This window comes from Brevibacillus fluminis, from assembly GCF_052072235.1.
Classification (GTDB): Bacteria; Bacillota; Bacilli; order Brevibacillales; family Brevibacillaceae; genus Brevibacillus_D; species Brevibacillus_D fluminis_A.
Genome location: NZ_CM125436.1, coordinates 4,399,709 through 4,426,610, shown reverse-complemented (window position 1 = coordinate 4,426,610; position 26,902 = coordinate 4,399,709). Strand labels below are relative to the sequence as shown.

Sequence of the window (26,902 nt, the reverse complement as noted above, 5' to 3'; positions counted from 1 at the left end):
CCGAAAGCAAGGCGCAGCCATGTGGGGAGAAGCAACGACAGAGGCGGGTGAAACATATGAAATCAGTAAAGGCAGTCGAGATTCTCTCGCCGGTAAGAGGGGTCCTCTTCCGGGGAAATGAGCAGACGACACTTACGCATGTGACAGCGAAGCCTGCCGGGATTCGCGATCATACCTTGTATTTTCATTTGAAGGCGAACAGCGGTATCGGTAACGCGCTGTCCGGCAAAAAGTCCGTGGTCGTCGTTTGTGAAAATCCGGCGGAAATCGAGCGGAAGTCCAGCCGCAACGTCGGGATCATCAAGGTAAAAAACGTGCAGGAGTCTTATTGGGGCTTTGTCAGCTATTATCGCAATCTGTTTCAAATCCCCGTGATCGGCATCACCGGTACATGCGGCAAAACGACAACGACCGAGCTGATCAAGCATATCCTAAAAACGCAAAACATGAGGACGCAAGCTACCGTTGACGGACAAAACAGCGTGCTGCACAATCTGAAGTATTTGGCGGGAATCGACGACAGCACGCAGGCGGCAGTCTTTGAGCTGGGCGTATCCCATCCCGGCTGCATCGACACGGCGTGCCGACATTTTCGCCCGCAGGTCGGCGTCCTGCTCAATATCGGCGTCTACCATCTGCTTGGCTGCAAAACGTTTGAAAACTACGTGCGGGCCAAAGCGGAGCTGCTCGATGGCGTCGATCCGCAAGGGACGCTTGTGATCAACGCCGATGACGAAAACATTCGCCGAATCGACTTCAGCCGCTTCAAAGGCAAGCTGCTTTCTTTCGGCAAAAGCGAGCAGGCTGCATATCGGGCAAGTGCTATAGCGTATGCGGAAAACGGCATGACGTTCACGCTGACCCATCAGGACGCGACCTACGATCTCTTTGTGCCGGGCCTCGGCGAGCACAGCGTGTACAATGCGATTGCCGCAATCGGCGCGTGCCATGCGATCGGCATTCCGCTCGAAGCGGCGGGGAAAGCGATCGCCACCTTCCAAACCGTCCGGCGTCACCTCGAATTCAAGCCGGGGCTGCGCGGCTGCACCATCATCGATGATACGTGGAACTGCACGCCGCCCTCGATGGCCGCGGCCCTGCAAGTGCTCAAAGACGCGGCAAACGGCAAAAAAACCATCGCTGTCCTTGGCTACATGCCCCAGCTCGGCGACAATGCAAAAAACGAGTACGACAAAATCGCCGATAAAGTCATCGCGACCGGCGTCGACATGCTCGTCGTCATCGGCGAAGCCCACCGAATCGGCAAACGGGCGATCAAGCTTGGCATGGCAAAGGACCGCGTGAAATTTTGCAAGACAGCAAAAGAAGTCTTTTACGCCATGAGACCCTTCCTCAACGCCAAACCCTTGATCTTGTTCAAATTCCCGTTCAAATACCGACTGAGCAAAATCCCCGCATTCAAAAAATTGATGAGAGTAATGGCGAAATAGGATACGGACGCATCGTGAAAAACAAAGGGGCTGTCCCATAAGTGGATTTTTCTACGGAGGGGCAGCCTCTCTTCGTTACCATTTGTGCGGCTTAGGAAAAAACGTTGTAGAGGGGCGTTATTCCTGCCCACTATCTTTTGTTTTTGATCGTGGGATGCTTTCTTCAACAGATTATGGACAAGAAAAAGCCACCCGACCTCCAAACTTACTTTTGGTAAGCCGCGAAGCAGGAACCGCCGGAATCTCCGGTTGTTTTGATTTGCCCAAACACGCTTTCCGGTTCCACCATCCGCCGAACCATCTGCTCATATCCTTCGTCACTACGCAGTTTCTCCCGTACCTGTTGCTTGTAGCGTTGATACAGCAAACCCACTTTGATTTCCCGATTGCCTTTTGCTTTTGTACTGGCAGGTTTGAGGGGGCACGCTTCACAGGTGGTGCTTCGGTAGTGCCGATGCCGGATTTCATAGCCATTTTCTGTTTGTTCCTTGCTCTCATAACAAAAGGTCGGGACCTGTCCAGCCGCACAAATCCACACATCCTTTTCTTTGTCATACTGCCAGTTGTCAATTTTGCCGATGTTCTTTTTCCATGCTCTCTGTTTTTCCTGATGATAGGTGCTGTATTTCACCAACGCTTCCACTTGTTCATTTTCCAGAAAAGCGTCGTTCTCTTCTCCACCGTAGCCAGCATCCGCAATAAGGGTGGTGGGGAGCTTGCCAAGGAATGCCTTGACTTTTTCTAAGTGGGGTTTCAAACAACGGGTGTCGGTTGGTCTTTGGTGAAGGCTGTAGCCCACAATAAACTGATTTTCCGTTCCGATCTGCACATTGTAGCCTGGCTTGAGTTGCCCGTTTTTCATATGATCTTCCTTCATCCGCATAAAGGTCGCATCTGGATCGGTCTTGCTGAAGCTGTTCCGATTGCCAAACGTAGCGAGTTGTTGTTCATACTTATGCAGACGGGGGAGAAAGTCTTTGCGGATTTGGGTAACGGTCTTTTTCAGCGATTTGTACTTAGGTTTTTCCTACAGTTTTGCTTCTAGTTCTTGCACGGCTTTCTCGACTCGCTCGGATGTCACGGCGCTTTCGCATTCGGGAAGGTCACGGGTGCGATCGTGTTGCTCTTCTTCTTTCTCCATTTCGTCGATTTGGGCAAACAACTGCTTTCCCTTTTCCTGTAGCTTGGCGTGATACTTGTCCACGGCTTTTTTCCAGACGAAGGGATAGCGATTGGCATTGGCTTCCATTTTGGTTCCGTCCAGAAAATAGTGCTCGAGCTTGATGAAACCGTCCTGAACGAGCAATTCCAGTACGGCGGAAAAGACGGTTTCGAGGACGTCTTTCATCCGCTCGGAACGAAAGCGGTTGATGGTGCGAAAGTCGGGTCGCTGTCGTCCGGCAATCCACATGAACATGATGTTTTCGTGGAGAGCTTTGGCGATTTGACGGGACGAATACATTTTCTGGGTATAGGCGTAAATGATGACTTTCGTGAGCATTTTCGGGTGGTAGCTATCTCGCCCCCCACCGGGATAGGCGGCAGCAAAAATCCCGTCGTCTATCCGCTCCACCATCTCGTGGACGACTCGAACCGGGTGGTTGCTTGGTATGTCTTCTTCTAAATCCATTGGAAGGAATAATTGATTCATGGTATACTGGATAAACAAAGAAACCCTCTCCTTTTGTATGATGTTTGGTCGTACTTACATTTTGCCAAAGGATGGTTTCTTTTTGTGTTTCGAAACAGAAAAAAAGGGGCTATCCCTTAGCCGTTTTCACGACTTTTGGGACAGCCCCTTAAAGAATTATTGAATTGGTACCAATATTTCGTTAACTGCACGCATCTGAATAGGTTGTAGTTGTCGATATTCATTAAGAATATCTTCATATAGACTACCTTGGTAACGAGGGGCTGAAATTGTAACGATTACAGCATAATCCATCCTATCGTTACCTCCATTACGGCCCATTCCATGAAGAACTAAAAAGGGGTTTCGTAAGGTAGTTGCTCTCATTCTATCCCATCTTTGGACAACAGTATCCCATTTTAATTCCCCGCGTCGTGCCTGCTCAGTTTGGTAGCTGTTTGTGCTTCTGGTTACAGGTAGTACACTTCTTTGCCAGCCTTGCTCGAGAAGTCGTTGGATTTCATCGGCATCTTCTTCAACGTGCCTTATAACTGGGTTACGACCAGGTAAAGAATAACGGAACTTTTGATCGTGTGGATAGAAGGTATCCTCAACTGCTGATTCAGTATAATCTTCAACGTGAAGAGGATTTGCTTTGGATAAGACAGCTATGGTGTATCTAAGATCAATAGTTCCTGCATCCCTAGCGTTCATTGGATACGGAATTGGTAGCTTGGCATAATGTGTTGGAAGAATAGAACTACTGTACACCAGAGTTACATGTTTATCCGTACAATTCATAATCTGCTCAACAGACTGATCAATATAGCCGTAACCTAATTCATCACAAACACCATTTGGATTGGTTGCTGAATGTATAAGAAGTGCACGTGCTACCAATGGATTAAATCTATCACAACGTCCCAAAATTTCCCCAGCCATCCCAGCAACTATTGGAGCAGCAAAGCTTGTTCCCATACTAAGATGTTTATGGCCATGTGTAGTAGAAATTAGATGAATTGGTCTGTTTTCGTCTCCGCCAAAAGCAGTTAAATCCGGCTTCACTTTACATCCTTCTCTACCTTGTCCTACTGAACTGTACGATGCTCTTATCACTTCTCCGCTCGAGTAATCGTATGCAAATGCCCCTACACCAAGGCCGTTTACCATATCAGCTGGTGCTTGAATACGGTTAAATGGCTCTTGTAGATCCCCGTCATTTCCTACAGCAACAACAAACAGTTTTCGATAGTTCCAAGCCAAATCATCCAAAACGTAGGTGAATCTGGAAATATCATCGTCTAGGATTGGACCGTGTGGACCAAACGAAAGGTTGTACACACTGATGTCATGTCTCGCCGGCACAACACTCTCAATAATATCGATGGCTTCATACAATTCATAATCATTTGGGTCATTTAAAGGAAGAACACGAAAACTTTCAACAGACACCAGTGGTTGAGGGACTTGTGATCCTGCACTGTAGCCATTTAATGAACCGTAAAGTATACATCCAGCAACTGCGGTACCATGTGCAATTCCGTCAGGAACAGGTTGAGTTTCCAACACATTATTCTCGTGAACGTGGTTCAAAAGCAATGCGTTTGTGGGGTCAACACCACCATCAAACATTCCAACCTTAATCGTTGAACGAGTGTTACCAGGTGCGGGAGCCGGCGCATTAGGGATGATTCGAACCGTTCTCATTTCAGGAAAGGAATTTATTCTTATTGGGTGAGCTGTTCTCAGTGGGTTAAAGTCGTTAATTGCCTGTAGAGCTTGGCGATTAAGATTTGCACTAATGAAAGTCGGACCGCTTGCGTAGTTTTTCACTCTTAACGACTCAGCAGGCACACCGTTTTCAATTAGTATTCTGGTGAATTTTTGGATAGCAACGCTGGTTTCATCCTCAAAAGGATGAAGTACCATTTCAACTTTGCCTTGACTCCAATCGTCATCAAAACCAACAACGACCTCTTCTGGAGATAGTAACGAGATGTCCTCTATTTTTTGAATATCTTTTCTAAAAGATTCAGTTAGAGTTACCTCAGCTTGATCTAAAATCTGTTCAAGTCTTGTAAGATTCGACATGGTAGCTCGAATGAAGTGCATTTTGCTGTAATGTGTTTCTTCTGCCTCTTCTTCAGTATAATACCAACGTCGAGAACCAATGTTTTCAACGTTCACATCACGAAAAAATGTGTTAGGTGTATATGATTTTGCAAGAAATTTATGATGTAACCTTATCGTTACAACTACCTCATTTAATCTCTTCTCTTCTGGGATTTCATTGATTGATCGTCTAAGGTTGGTCACTTGCTGCTTAACTCTTTCACGTGCCTCTGCGTAGGTTCGAGGATAATTAACCTCACCACCACCTGAGCCAGGTCTAACCGGTTCAATCAAATTCTCTCCATAACCCAAAATTGGCAAAAAACGTTGTTGTTCATCAGACATAATTATTCCTCCTTACTTGTTTTTAAGTGATGACTTAATGTGGAAGGGCTAATTCCAAGCCATGCTGCTATGCTTTTTTGAGTAACTTTATTTCCAAGTATGTCTTTTGCTGCCTTAGCAAACAGGCCATTAAATTTGTTGTCGTCAGAAACAGATTTAACCTGGCCAATTATGGCCTCAATTGGTTCGCTGCCATCAACAATCACTTGTCGAATAATTCTCTCGGAAAGCTGCGATATATCAGCTGCACTGCATCCTTCAGTGACTTTTGCGAGGACCTTTATAAAACCGTCATCAACAGTATGCAAATAAGTTTTTAGATAGTGAGTCCAAAGTGATTCACGAGCGTGAGTGTTTGGGAGACCTAATTCAATCGCTCGATCAAATCTTCTCCAGATTGCCTTATCTAACATATCTGCGTGATTCGTTGCCGCTACTACAATAGAGTGGCTTGGCCAGTCTTCCAACTCCTTGAGTAGGACATTGACAATTCTTTTTAATTCACCAAGATCTGAGGGATCATCTCTACGCTTGGCGACCGCATCAAACTCATCGAGAAAGAGAATAGAGGGGGTACTTCGCGCATAATCGATTACCTTCTTTAGGTTCTGTCCAGTTTTTCCTAAGTAACTTGAGATCGAGGATGCCAAATCTAAAGTTATCAATGGAAGGTTTAGCTTATGAGAAAGCAATGAAGTTAAAAAAGTCTTCCCTACTCCTGGAGGACCGTAAAGCAGTAGACTAGTTGGTGGTTTTACGCCCGACGCTAGCAGTTTTTCAGCCATACCTCTCTCACGAATGAACCGTGCTATTAGTTCTGAAACTTCCTCGCTCAGAACTACATTTGGCTCCAAAGTAATAGGTTCGTCTACCCGAGCCAGCGACATAAATGTATCTCTGTCAGTAGGGGGAGGATCAATTCCCACTGATCGAGTTACGGCTGCACCTACTCCGTGGTATGAGAGGGCCTTGGCTATTTCTTCTGCAACTTCAGGGTAATCATTTTTGAGCTTCCGGATCAGGGTGAGCGAAGACGCCTCAACTGTTCGCATGTCATTTTCAAAAGATGCACGTACCAACTGGGGAATCATGCTAATTATTGATTTCATCTTTTCGAGCACCTCAACATAATGAATGTATATCGAATGAGCTAATTATAGGTGATATCAAAGCTTAAGTCAATTTAAATTCGATGTTAGTAGACGTTTGTGTTTTTATCGAATTTTATTCCGCGACAATTTCGTGGATTGATATTTGAAAAGTGTTCGCATATATCAGGAACAAACGTTCCTGTATTTAAAGGGGGATATGAACATGCTCCGTGATCTACTACGATTTATGCAGCAAAACCAGTTCATCGAAATTATCTACCTTGACCGCCACGGAAAGACCAGCCAACGTAAGCTCCGCCTGCAATCGATCTGCGGCAACCAGGTCAAAGCGTACTGCTTTGTGCGGCGCGCCAACCGTGTTTTTCAAATCGACAATATCCTTGCGGCTATGCCGGTGACCGCGCGCAACGCGGGGGAGGGGGGAGCGCATGAAGCTGACCAAAAGGAAGCGGGAAGTAATGAATGCTATTCGTGAACTCTATGGGAAGCTTAGCTATCCGCCGACCGTTCGAGAGCTTAGCAAATCAGTCGGCATCAGCTGCAGCACCATGCACAAGCATGGGTTCAAGCCGTTTTGTGCTGCCGGAACAGCGGCAGGCGTACCTGCAGTTTAAGGAAGATCAAAAGCTGGTGCCGTTTCCGATGCTGGAGAGCGACGAGCTGGCCTCGATCGATTACCTAATCCGCGACTCCGCACGGGAGGACAATAACATTATCAGATTAGAGACAAAGTAACGTTATTTAACGTAAAAATAGTAATGTTACTTTACAACAGAAAAATGTTGGGGCTGTCCAGAAAGTCAGTGAAAACTGACCGCTGGACGCCCCGTTTTTGTTACATGTTAAAATAAGGCACAAAAAAACCGCCTTTTCCTGTAGAATGGAAGTTACCACACCCACACTCTACAAAAGGACGGTTTTTATGCTTCATCAAATGACTACTATAGAAGAGTATACCACAGGGCTGACCCTTCCTCTAGGGGATTTGGAAGAAAAGATCGTTTCCAAAAGAAACCTTGCACCTACCTTTAAAGACTATGACAACAAACAGGCTCAGATGATTCTGGATCTGGAGATGTACATTCCTCCCCATCACGTAGCCCGCGTGATTGACGAGATGATTGAAGCCATCCCGGATGAGCAGTTGTTTTCTCACTATACAGGCGGAGGCCGGAGTGCCTACCATCCCAAAATGATGCTCAAAGTCATGCTGTACGGCTACTCACAAAAAGTTTATTCCTGTCGTGGCATCGAAAAGCTACTGCAAGAAAATCTCCCGGCCATGTGGCTGGCAGCGATGCAACAGCCCGACTTCCGTACCCTGAACGACTTTCGTGGTGTGCGCATGAAAACGTTTATGGACGAGCTGTTTGAAACGATGATCCGAAAGCTCATCGCAGACAACTATATCACGATGGAGCAGTACTTTTTAGATGGTACGAAGATCGAAGCTGACGCTAACAAGTATTCGTTTGTGTGGAAGAAATCGACATTACGCTTCGAGGAGAAGCTCAAGGAAAAAGTACAGGCTGCCCTTGCACATATTCATATGCTCACGCAGCAAGAAGCTGGCGAATACGCGGCGGCGGATGTTTATTGCACAATTGAAATGCCTAATATTGCAGCGTAAAAATGCTCAAAACAAATACAAAAAAGGCACTTGTCAGCATCAATACTTCCTCCTACCGTTAGGTTTGGGACAACTTAGCGAAGGAGAATGGAAAGGATGCTGAAAATGCCTCAACAACACTATATCAGGTTTTTACGCGAAGTAGAAGGATGCTCGGTAAACGAGATTGCAGAACGCGTAGGTGTTCACTGGCGGACTGCCAAAAAATATGCCGATGAAACCGATTGGAATTCCTCGATGTCAAAACGAAAGGGCAGAAGTCCTGTCATGGGTCCATTTATGGAGATCGTCGATACCTGGTTAGAGGAGGACCGTTTGGTCCCCCGTAAGCAGCGACACACAGGTGTGCGCATTTTCCAACGATTGCGCGATGAGCATCAGTTTACAGGTGGACAGCGTACAGTATTGGCCTATGTGCAGAGACGAAAAAATGAAATGGAACTGGACCGTGCCAAAACGTACGAACGGCTTGAACATCCACCGGGTGAGGCACAAGTGGACTTTACAACCATTGAGGTATGCCGAGATCATCGATTGGTCACATACAAACTGTTGGTAATGTCTTTTCCGTACAGCAATGCTGCTTTCGTCTATCCGACACCAGCGGAAAATCAGGAATGCTTTTTGGAGGCGATGAAGCTGTGCTTTGAACAAATGGGAGGTGTTCCTCAGCGAATCTGGTTTGACAATCTCTCCGCTGCCGTCGTTCATATCGAGAAGCAGGGCGAACGGCAATTAACGGATGGCTTCCAGCGATTCTGCGCTCACTACCGGTTTGAAGCTGTCTTTTGCAACCCATACAGTGGTCATGAGAAGGGGCACGTGGAGAACAAATGCGGGTACTCCAAGCGCAATTGGGCAGTGCCGATTCCCATCTATGAAAGCCATGAACAGTTAGTTGCCTACTTCGCCGAGCAAGCTAGCCGTGATCGTGGTCGTCAGCATTATGCCCTAAATCGTTGCATCGCAGATCTATGGGAGGATGATCGCCGTAAATTGCTTACCTTGCCGGAGCATGGATTTGAGGCTTTTCGCTTGGGTGCTGCAGTGGTAAATAAGTATGGAGAAATTCGTATGGATGAATTGACGGTTCCGTTGTTGGGGATGGCAACGCCAGGCAGCGAGGTACTGATCCAAACGTTTTGGGATCGCCTTGTCATTCTAAACGGCCAACACCAGTTAATTCGGGAAGTACCCAGACCTTATACGGGACGAAATGTAGATATTCCGTGGTCACAAGTATGCGCTGGATGGCTGAAAAAACCACGTAGTGTAACGCACTCGCAGTTTCTCCGTATGCTACCGGAGATCTTGCAAGGGTATGTAACCGTGAAGGATCTAACAGAGCGAAAAGATCGTCTTCAGGCAATGTCACACTGGTGTGATATTTACACCATCGAACAGATTCAAGAGGTAATTGCTCTACTAGGCCAAGACACACCGATTACGCGCATCACGGCCGTGCTAGGCGTAAAATACGGCAGTCGTGACCTCCCTGTCACGTGGGAGGAGACGTTGTCCCCTCCGGGAACTCGCGTAGAAGGTTCCCTCCAACGCTATGATCAACTTGTGGGGGTGAGCTGAGATGCCGACGGCATTGGGAGATTTGTGCCGACAACTCCGATTGGCGCATGTCGTGGACTACGTATCCGTTCAACAGAATGAGCAGATTCGTAGCATTGTGGAGCAAATCCTTGTCGCGGAACTGGACGGCCGCCGCCGTGCCAAGTTAGGTAAGCTTGTTCAGCAGGCGGGGTTCCCGCATATTAAGACTTTCGAGGGGTATGTGTATGACCATATCTCTTTCCCTAGTGGCAGTAGTCCGGAGCTGCTCCAGGAATTGGATTGGCTCGAACGCAAAGAAAATTTACTCTTAATGGGTGCCGTCGGCACAGGGAAAACCCATATGGCAACAGCATTAGGTGTGGAGGCTTGCCGCCAGGGCAAGGCGGTACAGTTCTACCGGGCTTCCGATTTGGTTTCTGTACTTCAGGAAAAATTTGTGGCGGGAACACTCAGCCGATTTCGCGAGAAATTGAAAAAGATAGATTTACTTATTCTTGATGAAGTCGGTTACGTGCCGTTCAGCCAAACCGGGTCTGAGTTATTGTTTAACGTGATTGCGGATTGCTATGAGCAACAGAGTGTGATCGTTACATCTAACCTAGAGTTTGGCCAATGGACATCGGTGTTTGGAGACACGAAGCTCACGTCGGCGCTCGTTGATCGTCTGGTGCACCACGCTCATATCCTCTCATTTACGGGTGAGAGTTTCCGCTTCAAGCAGGCAATGGATAGGATTCCTTTGTAGTTTCAAACGGCTGGCAAGTGCTTAGGCAATTTTGGCTGCAAAAATGAGCATTTTCTACTTGCAAAACACAGGCGGAACCAGATGAACTGCCTACCAAGCTCGAAGTAGCAGCAGTCGTGCTGGAGGAAAAGGTGGAAAGATTGACGGAACAAATAGCGGAGGCAAGCGGCAGCGAAGAGCGGAAAGAGTTACGCAAAGAGCGCAGTGCCTTGAAGCAGCCGCTGAAACAAATTCGGGAGGATTTTCTTCCCCGATTCGCCAAGTATGAGCAGCAGAAAGCCTGCTTTGGTGATCGCAACAGCTATTCCAAAACAGACCCGGACGCCACGTTTATGCGGATGAAGGAAGATCACATGAAAAATGGCCAACTGAAGCCGGGCTACAATGTGCAAATGGCCACGGAAAACCAATTCATTTTGTTTTACAGCCTTCATCAGCGACCTACAGATACGCGTTGCTTTATGCCACATATGGAGCGATTAGCCGCGTCTTCTTTGCCCATGCCGAAAATGGTGATTGCCGATGCAGGCTATGGCAGCGAAGAGAACTATTTGTATGCGGTGGGTGAAGAAAAAGAGCCGCGTTTTGATTTTCTCATTCCTTACGGCAGCTACATGAAAGAGAAAACACGTCGATACAAGAAAGACATCCGGCACGCCTCCAACTGGATGTATGAAGAGCGCGATGACCGATTTATTTGCCCGAATGGCCGGTACGTTCGCTTTAAGAAATACCAAACGAAAAAAAACACTTCTGGCCTGGAACAAAGCTTTAAGATTTATGAATGTGAAGATTGCAGTGATTGTCCATTCAAGGCAAGCTGCACCAAGGCAAAGGAGAACCGCCAGGTACACTGGAATACGATCTGGGAAGAGGTAAAAGCAAAGGCCAAAAAAGCTCTTGAGGATGACGAGAAATCCGCCATCTATGCTCGACGTAAAGTGGAGGTAGAGAGCGTATTCGGTCACATCAAGGGCAACAGGTCGTTCCGGCGGTTCTCCTTGCGAGGGCTAGAGAAGGTTCACACCGAGTTTGGGATTGTGGCTTTGGCCCACAATCTACTGAAGGTGGCGGGCATCCGCCAAGCTACTTTACTGCAAACGCGACAGAACAAAAAAAGTTGGACGGAAAAGGGACTGACCCCTGTTTTTGAGACAGGGATCAAAACACCTTACAAGTCTAAATGGCCAGTCGTCGGAAATCAATCGGTGACTGGTTATTTCGTTTCGTTTGAATCCGAATTGAGTTATAGTAAGTGATGTAATCTCGAACGGTCTGTTCAACGATTGCCGTCGTTGTATGGGTTATCCCTTCGAGATAGAACGTTTCAGACTTTAGCGTGGAATGAAACGATTCGATGGGGGCATTATCAGCGGGCGTGCCTTTGCGGGACATGCTCATGGTAATGCCTTTTCCCTTTACTGCCTCTTGGTACGCCTGCGATGTGTAGACGCTGCCCTGATCGCTATGGAGCATCGCGCAAGGTACAGGCGGCAGTTGATTTAGCGTGTCCAGCACGAGTGCCGTATCTTGTCTGTCTGCTATACTGCTAGCGACAATCTCCCCGTTATACAAGTCTAAGATACTCGATAGGTACATCATTTTCCCGCCATACGGCAAATACGTAATATCCGTAACGAGTTTTTCCAGCGGCGCATTCGCTTGAAATTGACGTTTCAACAGATGTTCTGCAATGTATGTGGGCTGTCCTGTTGGTTTCCGTTTCTTGACTCTGACACGACATTGCAGTTGCTCTCGTTGCATGATGTCCTGTACACACTTGTGATTGATCGTTTGCTGAGTTCGAAGGAGCGCAGTAATCTTTCGGTATCCGTAGCGAAATTTATGCTGTGTACAGAGTTCACGAATCTTCTCAACAAGGCTGTTTGGTTGCTTGGTCTCAGGCTCAGGCTTTGCTTTCCAACGGTAATAGGTAGCTCGAGGAACGCCTAACCATGAACATGCTTGTTTGACCGTGACTTTCCCCTGAATAGATTCGACCAGGTCAACTACGATTTTAGGTGACACCTCCTTTCCATATCCTCGTACTTTTTTAACACTTCAATTTGTTGTTTCAGAAAATGATTTTCCGCCTTTAGCTGCTCCAGTTCTGACGTATACGCGGGTCCTTTACCGTAGCTATATTGTTTGCCGACAGGCTGCTCGAGTCGGTTCACTTCACCATTGCGATACCAACGCATCCATGTTTCCACCTGCGTCTTATTTCGTATGTTGAGCTGTTCCATAATTTCCTTGACCGAAATGCCTTCTACTTTCATTTCAATTGCCTTCATCTTTATTTCCACAGGGTAACTTACTCGTGTTGCCAACGTAAAAACACCTCCAAGGTTGTATCCACATCTTACGACATGTTCACATTTTCTTGAAGGTGTTTTGATTTGTCTCACGCTATGGGGTCAGTCCCAAACATGACGTTTTTCCGCCCAACTTTTTATTTTAGGGACTTATTGGACAGCCCCGTTTTTGCGTCCGATTAACTGGTTTTGTTTTGAGGGAAAACAAATCAAATTAAAGTGGGGGTAATAAACGAGATAATTCTCCAATTAAATTAGAGATGTTATGAAGAAAAAGGTGTCACACTTTACCTATTGAAAAAATAGATAAGTACATTAGAATGAAGTTAGTAATATAATGTAAAAAATTAAGGAGAAAGAAATGAAATTACCTGAAATCCAGTCACTTCATTTCACATTGATTTATAAAAATGTGCAATTACCAATTGATGAGTTTAAGGCAAAATTAAAAGCTGTTTTTCTTAATAAGGTAGACAGTATGACTGACAGTGGAAATTTTCTATCTGTTACTAAGAACGGGGCAGCGTTCGTAATTTCCGATAACGCTATTGTTATGAAAAGACAAAAAGGAATTGATGCTGAATTAGAGGAATTTCTAAAAAATTTAATTGAGTTTCTTGAAACTGATACTTCATTAACAGTTCAACATATGAAAGTTGCTATTGAAGCTGAGATCGAAGGCTATTCTTCAACGAATTTATGGCAGATTGGTACTGATGAAGAAATCGATCTGGAGACAGTATCGACTTTCCTAGATCAAAAGGTACAAACAATTGGTTCGATTGTCATGCTTAACATTGATACGTGGAATTACAAAATTGAAATAATCCCTCCCGCAAAAAATGCAAAGAAAAGCATTCGATTAAAATTAGAAAGTTCTACATATATAGAATTTCCTTTATCGGATATAGTGGGGATAATTAACAATCACAATGATTATTTATGTAATAAATTTGCTCAGAGGCTTATAAATTACTGTTAAGGGGGCAACACTGATGGAAAATATGCTTTTGGTTGATCTACAGGAAGCCGAAGCACAGTGCGTGCTCACAAATTTTAGTACATTAAAAGTGACTGTAGGGATATTAACAGCTTTAGCGATTACACAATCAATGCCCTCAAGTTTTGACCTTTTTCGAGGAACGCCTTTTCCAGTTCTGGAATATAATGCATACGAGATGATGAGCCAGATAGAAATGCATTCATCTAAAGATAATTTAGAAAGGTTTAATGATGATATGAAAGCTCGAAATATTGGCATTAAAAGTGTCATGAAATCAATGAGCTCAAATCCTTTCTATCAACCAATTAATAAATCACTTGGAAAAAGTGCAATAATTCCAGCATATGATAGAGGCGCTTATATCCCAGAGCAAAAAATTACAATTAAGAATTCACAATATCTAGTTGGTGAAGAGAAAGTATGAGTTCACCGGAATTTTACAATAAAACAAAGAAAGCTTTAAATCCAGGAATAATAGTTGATGCGCCATTTTTATTTTTGGATAATCAGAGTCCCTTAATATTACGGTATGATGTGGAAAATCATCCCGAATTGCTGGAGCCTCCCCCGCTAACTCCAAGTGACCCTCTACCAGATTTAGGGGATGTAAATTTATTGAGGAACCCTATGGATGCATTTAGTGACCATAATCCTGAATTGAAAAAGCTAGGATTAATGAAGAAAGAAGAATTTGTTGTTTATAAAGCGAAAAAACGACCAGGGATAATATTATCCGGTTTTGATTTTAACAAGGATTCGGATACAATTATTGCTGTTCCGATGTTTACTTTGGAAAAGAGATACATATCGGACACTATAAAAAATGAGGTAAGAAAGCGAACACATCCTTACTATTTTTACCTACCAGCATCAACTGAGTACGGCATAGAAGAGTCTTTTGCAGATTTTTCTCAGTTACAAGTGATAAACAAGGCACGAGTTTCAATAAGAAATGTCTGTTTGTCAATGTTAGCCGTACAAGCGTTATTTTTATTGCATTCTGGTAGTGTAACCCCGGCTTTTGATTTCTGTATCTCTCATGATTCGACTGAATCGAAATCAGGCTAAAATATTGTTTATTTAAACTCAACCACTTAGTTTGGTTGAGTTTTTTATTTGCACGTTCCCCTTGTGTTCGTATATAATGAACGAACAAGTGTTCTTGTTTATAGAGGGGGATACGAACATGCTCCGTGATCTTCAACGATACCACGAACGAAATCAGCTCATCGAAATCATCTACCTCGACCACCACGGAAAGACCAGCCAACGTAAGCTCCGCCTTCATTCGATCTGCGGCAACCAGGTTAAAGCGTACTGCTTTGCGCGGCGCGCCAACCGAGTTTTTCAGATCGACAATATCCTTGCGGCTATACCGGTGGTGAATCGCCATGTTGGCTGACATTGAGCGCAAGGTGTTGCGAGTGATTGGCAATTTTGAAGCCGGACGGCGTAGGCTCCCGACGATCGAAGAACTGTGCATCAAGACCGGGCGCACACGGGGTGGCATCATGCAGGTCTTAGACGTGTTGAATAAAGAGGAGTATATTCGGTGGGATCGCCGTTGGCCGGATCGTATAGAGCTTCTGGAAGCCTGGGAGCGAGAGGAGAGATTCAAGTATGGCAGGTAAAATTCAAAATCTGTTCGGGGCAAGTAGGTTCGTGTTGCCAGAGCAGCGCGAGGCGTATCTGCAGATGCGTGAAGAGGAAAAATTGATCCCGATGCCAACCCTTGAATGCGACGAGCTGGCATCGATCGATTACCTTATCCGGGACTCGGCGAGGGAGGATTACGCTGTTACGATTACATGGTGGATTCCCCAAAAGAGCGGACTCGGATCAACTGGAAGCGTGTGGGGCGTTATTAAGTGGATTGATCAGAATACACGGCGATTGAAGCTGGTGAACGACGAAGATGTCCAGTGGATTGAAATAGGCAGGATTATTAACGTGATTCCGTAATATGAATTAATCGTGGTTATTTGACTATATCTTACCATTTTGCTAAAATGTGGTCATGATTGTTGTATGCCACCGGTGTAGGTTCGAATCCTTCACTCCCCTCAAACAAAGTTGCAACCCGACTTGGAAGTGACCTATGGTTCCATGGCACATTTATTGCCGGATGTGTAGGCGCAGCAATTTCCAATCTTTATACTCTGATTCCGATGGGGTGGTCGTCGATGGTTGTAAGTATTGGTGTATTACTGGTATTCTGGGTGGCTCGTGGGGAGTTGGTGTAATTGGCAGCACGGTTTCATAACAGAAACCCAGAATACCCTCAAGTATAATGATATCCCCTATTCAGAGCGATAGCTTTTTTATTGAGGTTTTTTAAGGAATATGCGACGGGGGCCGATGGGCTCTCTTTTTTCTTTGTGTTTAACGGGAAAGGGGGAAAGCTCTGGTGCCTGAGTTGGACGGGATCGGGTATGGCCTGGTTGTTCGGCATTTTGCTGAAGCTTCAGTTCAACGCGAGAAGGCAGCACTTGCGGAGATCCGGAAGGTGGTCATTTCCATACTCGGGGCCAAAGAGGATCGGGGAGAGACGTTTGTCTGGTGGAAGCAGCGGGGCCGGCCAGATATGTATCGCGTTTCAGATAAAGCCCTGTCTTCCGCTGCACAAAAGAATCTTGATGAAATGTTGGAGAAAAAATAAGAAGCCGCCCGGTTCTAAGCCGAGGTGGCATTTTGTTTCATTTCAGGAAGAGAAAAGCCCCCACCAATGAAAGCAGGAGCCTGATTCTTAGTATTCGTTCACTTCAAACGATACGATTTGGTTTCGAGCTACATAATCCTTGCGGCTTGTGAATGGCCCTTTGATGTAATCCTTCACGAATACATATGCATTCGTTCCGGAACCTTCGTACCAGTTAATAAAATCGGAGACTTGAGACATGGTCAGATCGAATTCTTTACGTTCTCCAGTCGTCAGGGTGATCACCAACAAAGCTTTATTCCCAGTTGGCGGATCGATTGGACCGCCTTGATCTTGAGGTGTCAGTGCAACTTCATTGGAGTTGCTACTTTCTATCTGGTTTTTCACCGCGGTTACGACATAATAGTAAGTTGTTCCATTAATAACATCATTATCTGTGTAAGTCGTTTCAGTTACAGTTGCAATTGTTTCGTATGGGCCGTTAGGTATTGTTGATCTCTTTACATAATATGAGGTGGCATTAGGTACTGCTTCCCAGCTTAATTGATTTTGTTTATTTCCTGCAACCCCAGTTAAATTAGTGGAATGAGGAGCGAATTTGCTCAGTACACCGGCGAGGTAATACTAGAATTGAATATAATGGAATGATTTTGAAATGGAAAAACAGTAAATACAATTAATTACATTTATCGGTAAAAATTATTGAAAATAATTACATATCGTCACAATTTGCTCGTAGAAGTGGTTAAGATGTAAATGAGGTGATTTTTATGTGCGGACGGTATACTTTGATCACAAATATCGAGATGATCTTCGAACGATTTAATGTTGATGTAGGGAATTTGGAATTACAACCACGCTACAACATTGCCCCGGGACAGTTGATTCCAGCAATTATCGAGGATGGCGGGCAGCGTAGGCTTGGACAGCTAAAGTGGGGGCTTGTGCCCGTATGGGCAGAAAACGAAAAGATCGGCTATAAGTTGGTCAATGCCCGAGCGGAAACTTTAGAGGAAAAGCCTGCATTTCGCCGGTTGCTGGAGCGGAAACGTTGTCTCGTACCGGCCGATGGTTTTTACGAGTGGCAGCAACGGCCAGAAGGCAAGCAGCCTATGCGAATCATGCTCAAGTCGCAAGAGCTTTTTGCCTTTGCGGGCTTATTTGACTCATGGACCCGTTCAGACGGCGAAAAGGTACATAGTTGCACAATCATCACGACTACACCTAACGATGTGGTTAAGGGCATACACGACCGCATGCCGGTTATTCTGCGACCGGAAGACGAGGCGATCTGGCTCGACCGGGATCATTATGATACTAAATTGATACGATCTTTGCTAGTACCATACGATGCTGAGCTGATGCGGGCATACCCGGTATCATCGATCGTTGGCAATGCAAAAAACGATGTGCCTCAGTGTATCGAAGAATTGGTGTAAAAGATAGCCCTTCTCGCCTGAGAGGGGCTAAAAATATTTATCAATCCATATACAAATCGGACTAAGTTGCTGTACATTGTGCGCGAATGAGTCGACGTTACTCGGTGCAATTCTTCAATTATCTCCAGCGGCATATGCACAATTTTATACATGCATATGGGTAATGCAATTTATACATGTGATGTATAAAGCGCGGCGTTATTCAATTTTAAAAATGAATAAAATGCAAGTTGTTCAATATGAGAGATGTGTTATGAAAAATAACACGTCGTAACAGGCTTTATTTGATTTTTAGATGTTTACATAATAATAAAATATCGGACTCTAATGTTGTATATATGCGAATATTAATTCACGAAAGTATATTAATTGGCTATGTGAGGAAAAGTGTAAAAAATTCTATTTCACTAAAAGAAGAAGTGGTGGGATCGTAAACTGCATCAAAATGTAATTTAATTTTAACTGAACCCTGTCCATTAAGAGAAACATAACTTGCATTCACATTGAAATCCCCACTAACAATAAATCGTTGGTTAATATAATCTACACTAGTAATATTTATGCCTGTGGGTTTAAGAATATCGTAGACAAAACGAATATCTTCATAATCCATCACATATTCATTAATATTTTGATCAATAAGTTTTCTGGTTTGTATTTCGTTTAAATAATCTTCGATTAGTTTCCCCTGCCCCCGAAATTTTTCCCTTAGAGAGACAAGCAAATGATGTGTTGTTTTATATGGTTTCATAAATGGTTCGTTTAAGAGATTGTATATATCTCTAATTAACGTAAATCTTGATGATTTTTCAATGAGGGCAGGATGCATTTGGCCATTCTTATCAAGATAATCATTTGTATTTCCACAAATAAAAAAACAACCATCCAAATTTTGTTCTTCAGCGAGTTTAGCATAAGAAAACCAAATAACTGCATCTCGAAATTCCTGCTTTGTCTCCGTAAAAGGTCTTATTCGATATATCGAACGATGAATAAGTTCAGGAAGGAAATCATTGCTAAACGGAACTATGTGAATAATCCCTTCCTGTTCTAAACTTTTAAAATAGTTGTCGAAGGTGTCTATTGCTTCATTAATATTTGGAATATAGGAAAAATCCATTTTGCCCCGAAATTGATTAAACACTCCAAATGCAGTTGTAGCATTTTTTATTTGGCTACTTATAAACTCTTGATATTGCCGCTTGATTTCTTGTATAACAACCTCGGAAATATAAATTTTGAAGTTGTTTGTTTGGCAAATATTTAAAAATTCATTGCTAAAATTGTTATTTAAAAACACGTCTTTACCTTTTTTGAAAACTGTGGAATCAAGAAAAAAATGCATGATCTTCCCCCTAAACATAGATAACCTAATAATAAGCCTGAAAATGGGAATCATCAATCTCATAATAAAATTAAAAACAGATTAGTAAAATCGAGGGAATAAAAAAGAAACCCTATAAAGCATGGGGTTTCTCGAAAGCACATGAGATATAACGAAGCAATATCTCCAGCTGGGAAGGGGTTGCTGGAGGAAATGGGGATCGAGAAATAGCTTTACCTAGTCACCCAAGATTCCAAAACGATAACGACGAAACCGATTGCGCCACCGATGATGTACCACATGTGCGGTGACTCCTTTTGATTTGTTACCTATATGTATACCCTGAGTCATCAGAAGTTATACAGCCAAGAAAGATTTTTTATGGTAAGAACAGTAACGCTTTGATTGTAATATACCCGGTAAAAAATTTCCCCAATAAAATTTAAGAGCTTGTCTCAGGGGAAGGCGGGACTGTCAGAAAGCCCTTGGGAATAAGGTTTTTCCATGTATATATCCTTTAACTATGGATAAACTACCGGTTAACATAACAAACAGCCAGAATCTGACTGCGACCATTCAGGTCAGCGTGAAAGCGGCTGATGACGGCGAAATTTCGAAAGACATTGTTTCCATTGCCAACCCAGCAGCTATTACCGGTGTGACAAATGGAACGCCAAAAACAGCATCCGCATTGGGGTTGCCGGAAAAGGTAGAGGCTACGCTTGATGACGACAGCACGATGATGGTACCGGTGAAATGGGATGTCGCAGGCACCGATTATGATCCTTCCAACGAGGACAAACAGACCTTTACGGTAACTGGAACACCCGTTCATCTTCCAGATGGTGTGAGCAACAGTCAAAACCTGACGGCAAGCATTCGGGTAACCGTGAAAGCCGCAGCACGCACGGACGATGGCAAGGATGACGACCATGGGGATGGTGGAAACAACGGTGGCAGTGGTGGCGGAAAAAGTGGCGGTGGAAACGGCAACTCCGGTTCTGTAGAACAGAGCGGTGCCACTCGTCAAGCCTCCGTAGAAGCCGGAACAGACGGCTCTTTGATGGGGATGGTCGAGATTACGAGAACCATCGACAAGAACGGCAACACAGTGGATGAAGTCGTCCTCGACAAGAAGAAAACAAGAGAAATCCTGCAAAAAGCTGCAGAGAACAACCGGGATGTGGTGCGGATTGTGATTGACGATCTGCCGCATGACCCGGCTGACGAGGTATCGGTCAAGATACCGAAAAACGCCCTCGACCTAATCAAGGAACAGCAGGTGGCACTTGAGATCAAGACAGGTGATGTAACGATCACGATCCCGAAAGATATGATCGCAGCGCTTCCGGGGAATGAACTCTACTTTCGGGTGGTGCCGGTGAAAAAGCCAGGCGAGCAGCAGACGATTGTGGAGCGAATTGTCCAGGCAGAAGAAGTGAAGCAAGCAGCGGGTGGACAGGACGTACAGGTAGTAAGCAAGCCGATGGTCATTGAAACCAACTATAGCAACCAACGGACAAAGGTACTGTTCCCGCTGCAGGATGTCAAGATTCCAACCGATCCGCAAGCGCAGAAGGCGTTTCTCGATTCGCTGGCCGTTTATGTAGAGCATACGGATGGAGAAAAGGAACTAAAGACTGGCAAAATCCAGTATGACAAGAACGGAAAGCCGGAGGGCATAAAGATTGAGATCACGAAATTCAGTACGTTTACCATCCTGTCGCTGAAGGGCAAGCAGGTAGCGCACGATCCGTACATGACAGGCTATCCGAATCAGACGTTCCAGCCTGATCGTCCGTTGACACGTGAAGAGGTGGCGACCATTCTTGCTCACTTCTTGCAGGGACAAAAAGCATCAGATCAGCAACGTGAAGGGCTTCAAGCCGCCGGGCAACAATCGATGAGCGGAGCACCCACTGATTTTGCTGATGTACAAGCGAATCATTGGGCTGCACAAGCCATCTCACAGGTTCGCAGTGCCGGACTGATGACCGGTGACGCACAAGGTCTGTTCCATCCAGAAGCGAAGATCACCCGCGCCGAGATGGCAACGATTATCGCCAAGTGGAAGCAGCTAACAGCAAACGGACAAGCCGCAGCCTTTAGCGATACCCAGGGACATTGGGCGGAAGCAAGTATTGCCGCTGTAGCTGAGCAAGGAATGATGAAGGGCTATGCTGACGGTTCCTTCCATCCGAACCAAGGACTGACACGCGCAGAAGCCGTTACCCTGTTTAACCGATTCATGGGCAGAGGACCGTTGACGGGCATTACGCAAGCGATCTGGTCGGATGTCCCAGTGAGCCACTGGGCATTTACCGAGATTGCCGAGGCAACCATGACGCATGTAGCGACGAAGCAGGCGGATGGAGCAGAGGTAATCTCACAAAAGCAATGAAGATATGAAAAATGAACTGCACTCCATCAAGTAGACAGTACAAAAAATAAAAATCAGCTAAGCGTCCTTGGTTGATATGCTCCCCTTAAAGTAGACAGGTGAAATAGTATTACCTGCTGCTTAAGAGAGCCCTGCTAAATACCCTTCTTTTTCGTAGAAGGACTACTCGGGGTCACAAGAAGTACCGTTTCCATGAAAAAATGCAGCCATCCTCCTCAGGAGACTGGCTGCATTTTATTTATGAGCTTCACCATCCGCTTCGCATTCACGGCAAAAGCTGTCAGTATTGCTTGTATTCGCATGCGGAACAAACCACGGTATTTGGCCCTGGTCAACCCATGAAATCGTTTGAGTTCCGCATTTTTGTGCTCGATGATCGGGCGGCGTTTGATTCGTTCTTTAAACGTTTCGCTCATCTCAAACTCGATTTGTTCTTGATAATGCTCTGCCACGATCCGAATCGAATACGTTTTGCTCTTGGCTCCCGGCTTGAAACATCCTTCTCGAAGTGGGCACACCTTACATTTTTCAATGTCAAAGTAGAAGACAAGAGAACGACTTTTTCCCGTCTGTTTGCTTCCTTGGATCGCTTTACGAATGCTGTGTTCCCCTGCCGGACAAATCACAAAATCCGCATCTTTGTTATAGTCGAATCCTTCCTGTTTTTGACCACCGTTATGTACGACAGGGTTAAGAGGAACGACCGGTTGAATTTCCTCTTTTTTCATGACCGCCAAATTATCTTTACTCGAATAGGCAGTATCCCCAATCACTTCACTGATTTCCATTCCTGTATCCAATGACTGATTCAAGAGTTTTGTAAACTGTTTACCGTCATCTGCGCTCCCACCCGTTACTTCCACCGCAGTGATAATCTCTTCCTCCGTCATGGCGATATGTTCTTTGTAACCAAAAAACGACTTCGTGTTGCTTTTCCATCCAAAACGGGCATCCGGGTCAATCGCAGACATGATCCCTTTGTTTGCTAGAAGTCGCTCGTCCTCCACGATTTGTTTGGCAATGTGGAGTTTTTCTGAGATAGCTCCTTCATGGTCAGGAAGGAAATGCTCCACGGCTTCACCAAGATCAGCAAGATAATGCAGCATGACTTTTTCCGCATCCGCTTGATCTTTCTCCAGTTTCGGTTGACGCGGAAGCTTTTTTTCAAGCTTGGGATGTTTCTTGACCACAACACGGACTAAGCGTTTGGCTGCATCGCGAAGAACTTCAAGCGGACGTTGTGTTTGACCCCCGGCCAGCGAATGCGTGGCATCCATGATAACCGTTTTTGATTTGATGATCCCTTTGTCGATACACTGCTTTACAATATTCTTCAGGACGTCATCTACTTGGCTGGCACCAAGCCGATGATTTCGAAAACGTGATAATTGCGAAGGGGCAGGGAGTGCGTCTTCCGGATTCAAACCAGCAAACCATTTATAGGCCAAGTTCACTTGTGCTTCTTGAATCATCCGTTCATCCGACAGGTTATACAGATACTGCATAAACAAGAGGCGAAACAGTAGCTCCGGCTCGTTCGCCGGTCTACCGTAATATTCGCAATATGAGGTGCGTACCAAGTCATGAATAAAAGAAAAATCGACTACATCATGAATTTGACGCAATAGATGATTTTCTGGGATTAGTTTATATAACTCCGCGTGGAAGGAGAGCGATTGTTGTTTCGCAGAATGAAGCATGAAATCCAACTCTTTCGTTTTCTTTAATTATATAACAAGACCCAGTACCGCGAACGTACTGGGTCTTGTTTTTACAGAAACTGTATGACTTTTGCAGGGCTCTCTGCTTAAGGGGAGCTTTTTGTTTTTCTTTTTTTATATCAATCACGAGCGTTTTAGCTTTTTTCCCCCAGCAGCCAGGGATTTTTGCAAGAAAGTGGAGCAGAAGCCTTTGCGATGCCCTCCCAGGTGCGAGCGGAAAAAGGAAAACGCTTTTGCGCCACATGCTTCTTCGAGATGCTTCCGCCGCGCAGCGAGTGGCGTTGGGGCGCAGTTTTCCTTTTTCCGCTCGGCGCCGGCCACCCCGACCCCCAGCAGGCAGCGCAAGAGCTTCTGCGCAACTTTCTTGCAAAAATCCCCTCGCCTCCACCAACCAAAAATAAAACCGCTCACCCTCCCCACGCAAGCCGCTTCGCATACAGCATATTCATCTTCAGCGCATAGAAAAACAGCTCGTTCTTTCCAGCACGCCGGGCGATCAGCGGATCAGGATTTTGATTGTTGATCTCAAGCAGCCAAATCCGCTGCATCGGATCGACGGCAAAATCGAAGCCAAGATTGCCGCAGTGAATGCCTTCCATCTGAAGGGTATCGGCGATTGCGAGCCCCAGGTCGATCATTTTTTGGCGCATCTGGTCTGCCTGGGCATCGGTTAGACGAAGCAGCAGCTTCAACGTCGCGATGCCCCATCCCGCATTCCCGCCTGCGGAGATGTTGCTGATGACGCTGTGTTTTCCGCCGGATCGGCTGTACAAGCCGGCATCCTCCCATTCACCGTGCTGGTTTTTTAGCAGTATGAGCCGGAAGTCGACAATCCGCCCGTCTTTTCGCAGCAGTGCAACCGTTTGCTGGATCACGTAGCGCCGGGCTTTCAGATGCTTTTTGGCGAAAACGGTGAATTCACGGAACGTCTTGCAAAGCACTTGTTTGTTTTGCCTGTTTTTTCGAAAGCGGATGAGCAGGCTGCCCTTGTCCTGCAAAGATACTTCCATGACGCCCAAGCCGAGACGGCCCCAGGTGGGCTTCAGGTAGACGCTCTGATGCTTTTGCAGCATGCGGGTAACATCGTCAGGCTTGCGGTATTCGATCGTTTCCGGCAAGTGCGCCGCGAACTCAGGTTTGCGGCCGAGCCATTGGTGCGCTTCCCATTTGTTGAAAAGCGGATGGTTGAACAGCCGATCCCCCATGACTTGCCGAAAATGGTCCATGGTGGCGCGGAACAGCCGCCAATCTTTCGTCATGCTGACTTCCACGATCGAGAAGAGGGCGGCGGGATAGGGATAAACGCCTTTGCTCCATCTTTTCGTGCCAGGGTGGTACAAATAACCGTCTATTTGCAGCTCTTCCTTTTTTACGCCTTGGAGCGAGAAGACGATGATGGCTCCGCCAATCTGCCGATAGTCTTTCACATAGGCCAGCAGCCCGGTCAGGTGTTTGGCCAATTTGTCATCCGTGGTTGCGGCCAATAGTCCGATGAAGGGGCCGAGTATGATTTCATTTTCATTGACGTGCATGTCGTAAAAAGGTTGGAGGGGGAGAGATAGCTTTTTGATCCATTTTTGTGAGAGTTTGATTTCGTTTTCTTGTAGGCTGCGTGAAGTGGATAGTTTCATTTCATAGCGGTGAATGCCGACTCGTACGCTCATTTTTCTTTGTCTATCGATTCCCAATCGCAGTGCGCAAGCAGGATGCAACATGAACTCGTGTTGGCTGTCCGACATGGGAACAACCTTATATCTCATCCCCATCAAGTTTGCCTCCAATAACCTTTCATGGTCACTTGCTCTTTCTCTAGTGATACTTTCTTTTATATGAATCTGCGCTGGCAGTTGCTTGGACGAATGAGGGATAAGGCGAAAAATACACGCGTGGACCCGTACATATGCGCAGTCGAAACGGTGAGGAGGGCAATACAATAGGGTGAGAAGACAGGGATGCTTTTCGCTCAAGGCGAAGGAGCGGTGGATGCCGGCCACTCCGGCACGTACCGGACGATGTTGCGCAGCAGCTTGCACGGTAAAGGGGAATTCACATGAAAAGTTTGCGTGTACATGAAATCGCAGAAGCCATCGGCGGCGCAGTCGTGCAAGGAAACGATCAAGAAACGATCAGCCGGGTCGTGACCCGCGCCTCGCAATTTGGCCCGCATACACTGTTGTTTGGCTTGACGAAAAACCGCCGGCAGCTGCAAAGAGCGATCCATCCGCCATCGTCCGGTGTCGTGGTCACCAGCCAGGCGAAGCGATATGCCGGCAGATTGGCAGGTTTGACCATCATCCGTGTCCCGAATGCGCACGCTGCCTATTGGCGCTTCGTACGCTATTACCGCGGTTTGTTTTCGCTGCCGGTCATCGGGGTGACAGGGACGTGCGGCAAAACGACGACGAAAGAGATGATCGCCCATATGCTGTCGGGCCAGCGCAATGTTCACTATACCGAGAAGAGCAGCAATTCCTTGCAGCGCAATTTGCGCTATTTGCTGGGAATCGATGAAAGCACGGACGCCGCCGTATTCGAGATGGGCGTGGCGGCCAAAAACGATCTCCTGCACAGCTGCCGGTATTTCCAGCCGCAGATCGGCATCATCACGACGATCGGGGTCGATCATCTGCAGCATTGCGGGACGCAGGAGAATTATATACGCGAAAAAGCCAAGCTGTTGCAAGGCTTGCAAAACCAAGGCACCTTGATCCTCAATGCGGACGATGCGAATTGCCAAAAAATCGATTTGAGCGAATTCCGCGGGAGGGTGATCACGTTCGGCCGAAGCGATGGCGTTGATTTTCAGGCATCGGCGATTCGTTATACGGCAGACGGGATGGACTATACGCTGGTCACAGGCGGGTGCAGCTATCCGGTCTACGTCCCCGGGTTCGGCGAGCATAACGTCATGAATTCGCTGGCCTCACTCGCGGCAGCGCAAATCGTGGGCATGCGGCTCGAGGACGCGATCGAGCGGCTCGCCACGTTCACCCATCTCGAAGGTCACCTGGAACATGCGCCTGGCATCAATGGAAGCCTTGTGCTCGATGACACCTGGAGTTCCAATCCGACCTCGGCGGAAGCGGCGATCAAGGTGCTGAAGCAGGTGTCGGCGGGACGAAAAACCGTCGCGGTGCTGGGGAAGATGGGTCTGTTGGGCAAATATACGAAACAGCAGCACGAAAAAATAGGCAAAGTCGTCGTCGAGCAAGGCATCGATTATTTGGTCACGATGGACAACGTCTCCCGGCATATCGGCTTTGCTGCGCTGCGCAGCGGCATGAAGCCGGACAACATTTATATGTGCAAGCATCCAAGGCGCGCATACAACGTTTTGCGGCGATTGCTGGATCAAGAGTCGGTGGTGCTGATCAAAACCTCCATGCTCGACTCGCATTCGCAATTCGTCAAGAAAATCACCATGAGAAGCAAAAAGGTGTGAAACGTGT

24 protein-coding genes and 1 pseudogene are annotated in these 26,902 nt (G+C 46.1%); 17 read left to right on the top strand and 8 right to left on the bottom strand.

The window, feature by feature from the left end:
• The first annotated feature begins 56 nt into the window (after window positions 1-56).
• Complete coding sequence (locus ACTID9_RS21865) at window positions 57-1,451, top strand: Mur ligase family protein (RefSeq protein WP_441066977.1); 1,395 nt, start codon at window positions 57-59, stop codon at window positions 1,449-1,451.
• A gap of 161 nt (window positions 1,452-1,612) precedes the next feature.
• On the opposite strand, the pseudogene ACTID9_RS21860 reads toward ACTID9_RS21865, so the two are convergent.
• From ACTID9_RS21860 to ACTID9_RS21850, 3 genes and pseudogenes are all read right to left on the bottom strand, one after another.
• Window positions 1,613-3,120, bottom strand: a pseudogene (locus ACTID9_RS21860) (IS1182 family transposase); the annotation flags it as partial.
• A gap of 138 nt (window positions 3,121-3,258) precedes the next feature.
• Window positions 3,259-5,538 (bottom strand): S8 family peptidase, encoded by a 2,280-nt coding sequence (locus ACTID9_RS21855; RefSeq protein ID WP_441066976.1) that lies wholly within the window; start codon window positions 5,536-5,538, stop codon window positions 3,259-3,261.
• A 2-nt stretch (window positions 5,539-5,540) separates the two neighbouring features.
• Window positions 5,541-6,647 (bottom strand): AAA family ATPase, encoded by a 1,107-nt coding sequence (locus ACTID9_RS21850; protein ID WP_441066975.1) that lies wholly within the window; start codon window positions 6,645-6,647, stop codon window positions 5,541-5,543.
• Window positions 6,648-6,852: 205 nt separating this feature from the next.
• Between ACTID9_RS21850 and ACTID9_RS21845 the strand changes: the two genes are divergently transcribed.
• The 7 genes from ACTID9_RS21845 (at window position 6,853) to ACTID9_RS21815 (ending at window position 11,850) form a co-directional block, all read left to right on the top strand.
• Window positions 6,853-7,125, top strand: coding sequence for a WYL domain-containing protein (locus tag ACTID9_RS21845; protein ID WP_441072769.1), 273 nt, complete (start codon window positions 6,853-6,855; stop codon window positions 7,123-7,125).
• Window positions 7,079-7,264 carry a LexA family protein gene (locus tag ACTID9_RS21840; protein WP_441066974.1) on the top strand — a complete coding sequence of 62 codons (186 nt, stop codon included), beginning with the start codon at window positions 7,079-7,081 and terminating at the stop codon, window positions 7,262-7,264. The genes ACTID9_RS21845 and ACTID9_RS21840 overlap by 47 nt, the downstream gene beginning before the upstream one ends.
• Window positions 7,209-7,385 (top strand): YolD-like family protein, encoded by a 177-nt coding sequence (locus ACTID9_RS21835; RefSeq protein WP_441072767.1) that lies wholly within the window; start codon window positions 7,209-7,211, stop codon window positions 7,383-7,385. The genes ACTID9_RS21840 and ACTID9_RS21835 overlap by 56 nt, the downstream gene beginning before the upstream one ends.
• A 187-nt stretch (window positions 7,386-7,572) precedes the next feature.
• Window positions 7,573-8,280 (top strand): transposase, encoded by a 708-nt coding sequence (locus tag ACTID9_RS21830; protein WP_441066973.1) that lies wholly within the window; start codon window positions 7,573-7,575, stop codon window positions 8,278-8,280.
• A 96-nt stretch (window positions 8,281-8,376) separates the two neighbouring features.
• Complete coding sequence (istA, locus tag ACTID9_RS21825) at window positions 8,377-9,864, top strand: IS21 family transposase (protein ID WP_441066972.1); 1,488 nt, start codon at window positions 8,377-8,379, stop codon at window positions 9,862-9,864.
• A 1-nt stretch (window position 9,865) separates the two neighbouring features.
• Window positions 9,866-10,591, top strand: coding sequence for an IS21-like element helper ATPase IstB (gene istB, locus ACTID9_RS21820; RefSeq protein ID WP_441066971.1), 726 nt, complete (start codon window positions 9,866-9,868; stop codon window positions 10,589-10,591).
• A 116-nt stretch (window positions 10,592-10,707) separates the two neighbouring features.
• Window positions 10,708-11,850: a transposase gene (locus ACTID9_RS21815; protein ID WP_441066970.1), complete on the top strand. Its 1,143-nt coding sequence runs from the start codon at window positions 10,708-10,710 to the stop codon at window positions 11,848-11,850.
• On the opposite strand, the gene ACTID9_RS21810 is transcribed toward ACTID9_RS21815, so the two are convergent.
• Window positions 11,771-12,921 (bottom strand): IS3 family transposase gene (locus ACTID9_RS21810; RefSeq protein ID WP_441066969.1). Its coding sequence is split into 2 segments (ribosomal slippage): window positions 11,771-12,633 and window positions 12,633-12,921, totalling 1,152 coding nucleotides; the frame shifts between segments, so codons are not numbered across the junction. The genes ACTID9_RS21815 and ACTID9_RS21810 overlap by 80 nt on opposite strands.
• A gap of 346 nt (window positions 12,922-13,267) precedes the next feature.
• Between ACTID9_RS21810 and ACTID9_RS21805 the strand changes: the two genes are divergently transcribed.
• The 6 genes from ACTID9_RS21805 (at window position 13,268) to ACTID9_RS21780 (ending at window position 16,568) form a co-directional block, all read left to right on the top strand.
• The gene (locus ACTID9_RS21805) at window positions 13,268-13,888 is read left to right on the top strand and encodes a hypothetical protein (protein WP_441066968.1); all 621 of its coding nucleotides are present in this window, start codon (window positions 13,268-13,270) and stop codon (window positions 13,886-13,888) included.
• A 13-nt stretch (window positions 13,889-13,901) separates the two neighbouring features.
• Window positions 13,902-14,333, top strand: coding sequence for a hypothetical protein (locus tag ACTID9_RS21800; protein ID WP_441066967.1), 432 nt, complete (start codon window positions 13,902-13,904; stop codon window positions 14,331-14,333).
• A complete protein-coding gene (locus ACTID9_RS21795; protein WP_441066966.1) occupies window positions 14,330-14,977 on the top strand; it encodes a hypothetical protein in 648 nt (215 codons plus the stop codon). The genes ACTID9_RS21800 and ACTID9_RS21795 overlap by 4 nt, the downstream gene beginning before the upstream one ends.
• A gap of 118 nt (window positions 14,978-15,095) precedes the next feature.
• Complete coding sequence (locus ACTID9_RS21790; RefSeq protein ID WP_441066965.1) at window positions 15,096-15,311, top strand: WYL domain-containing protein; 216 nt, start codon at window positions 15,096-15,098, stop codon at window positions 15,309-15,311.
• A gap of 218 nt (window positions 15,312-15,529) precedes the next feature.
• The gene (locus ACTID9_RS21785; RefSeq protein WP_441066964.1) at window positions 15,530-15,871 is read left to right on the top strand and encodes a YolD-like family protein; all 342 of its coding nucleotides are present in this window, start codon (window positions 15,530-15,532) and stop codon (window positions 15,869-15,871) included.
• A gap of 445 nt (window positions 15,872-16,316) precedes the next feature.
• A complete protein-coding gene (locus tag ACTID9_RS21780) occupies window positions 16,317-16,568 on the top strand; it encodes a hypothetical protein (RefSeq protein WP_441066963.1) in 252 nt (83 codons plus the stop codon).
• 87 nt (window positions 16,569-16,655) lie between these two features.
• On the opposite strand, the gene ACTID9_RS21775 is transcribed toward ACTID9_RS21780, so the two are convergent.
• On the bottom strand, window positions 16,656-16,955 hold the full coding sequence (locus ACTID9_RS21775) for a hypothetical protein (RefSeq protein ID WP_441066962.1): 300 nt from the start codon (window positions 16,953-16,955) through the stop codon (window positions 16,656-16,658).
• A 383-nt stretch (window positions 16,956-17,338) separates the two neighbouring features.
• On the opposite strand from ACTID9_RS21775, the gene ACTID9_RS21770 reads away from it, so the two are divergent.
• Window positions 17,339-18,007 (top strand): SOS response-associated peptidase, encoded by a 669-nt coding sequence (locus ACTID9_RS21770; protein ID WP_441066961.1) that lies wholly within the window; start codon window positions 17,339-17,341, stop codon window positions 18,005-18,007.
• A gap of 373 nt (window positions 18,008-18,380) precedes the next feature.
• Here ACTID9_RS21770 and ACTID9_RS21765 read toward each other — a convergent pair whose 3' ends face one another.
• Window positions 18,381-19,352: a PIN domain-containing protein gene (locus ACTID9_RS21765; RefSeq protein WP_441066960.1), complete on the bottom strand. Its 972-nt coding sequence runs from the start codon at window positions 19,350-19,352 to the stop codon at window positions 18,381-18,383.
• Between the two features lie 502 nt (window positions 19,353-19,854).
• Between ACTID9_RS21765 and ACTID9_RS21760 the strand changes: the two genes are divergently transcribed.
• On the top strand, window positions 19,855-21,732 hold the full coding sequence (locus ACTID9_RS21760; RefSeq protein ID WP_441066959.1) for an S-layer homology domain-containing protein: 1,878 nt from the start codon (window positions 19,855-19,857) through the stop codon (window positions 21,730-21,732).
• Window positions 21,733-21,947: 215 nt separating this feature from the next.
• Here the strand turns inward: ACTID9_RS21760 and ACTID9_RS21755 are convergent, their stop codons facing one another.
• Window positions 21,948-23,432, bottom strand: coding sequence for an IS1182 family transposase (locus ACTID9_RS21755; protein ID WP_441066634.1), 1,485 nt, complete (start codon window positions 23,430-23,432; stop codon window positions 21,948-21,950).
• 428 nt (window positions 23,433-23,860) lie between these two features.
• On the bottom strand, window positions 23,861-25,219 hold the full coding sequence (locus ACTID9_RS21750; protein WP_441066958.1) for a YheC/YheD family endospore coat-associated protein: 1,359 nt from the start codon (window positions 25,217-25,219) through the stop codon (window positions 23,861-23,863).
• 284 nt (window positions 25,220-25,503) lie between these two features.
• On the opposite strand from ACTID9_RS21750, the gene ACTID9_RS21745 reads away from it, so the two are divergent.
• Window positions 25,504-26,895: a UDP-N-acetylmuramoyl-tripeptide--D-alanyl-D-alanine ligase gene (locus ACTID9_RS21745; RefSeq protein ID WP_441066957.1), complete on the top strand. Its 1,392-nt coding sequence runs from the start codon at window positions 25,504-25,506 to the stop codon at window positions 26,893-26,895.
• Window positions 26,896-26,902 lie beyond the last annotated feature (7 nt).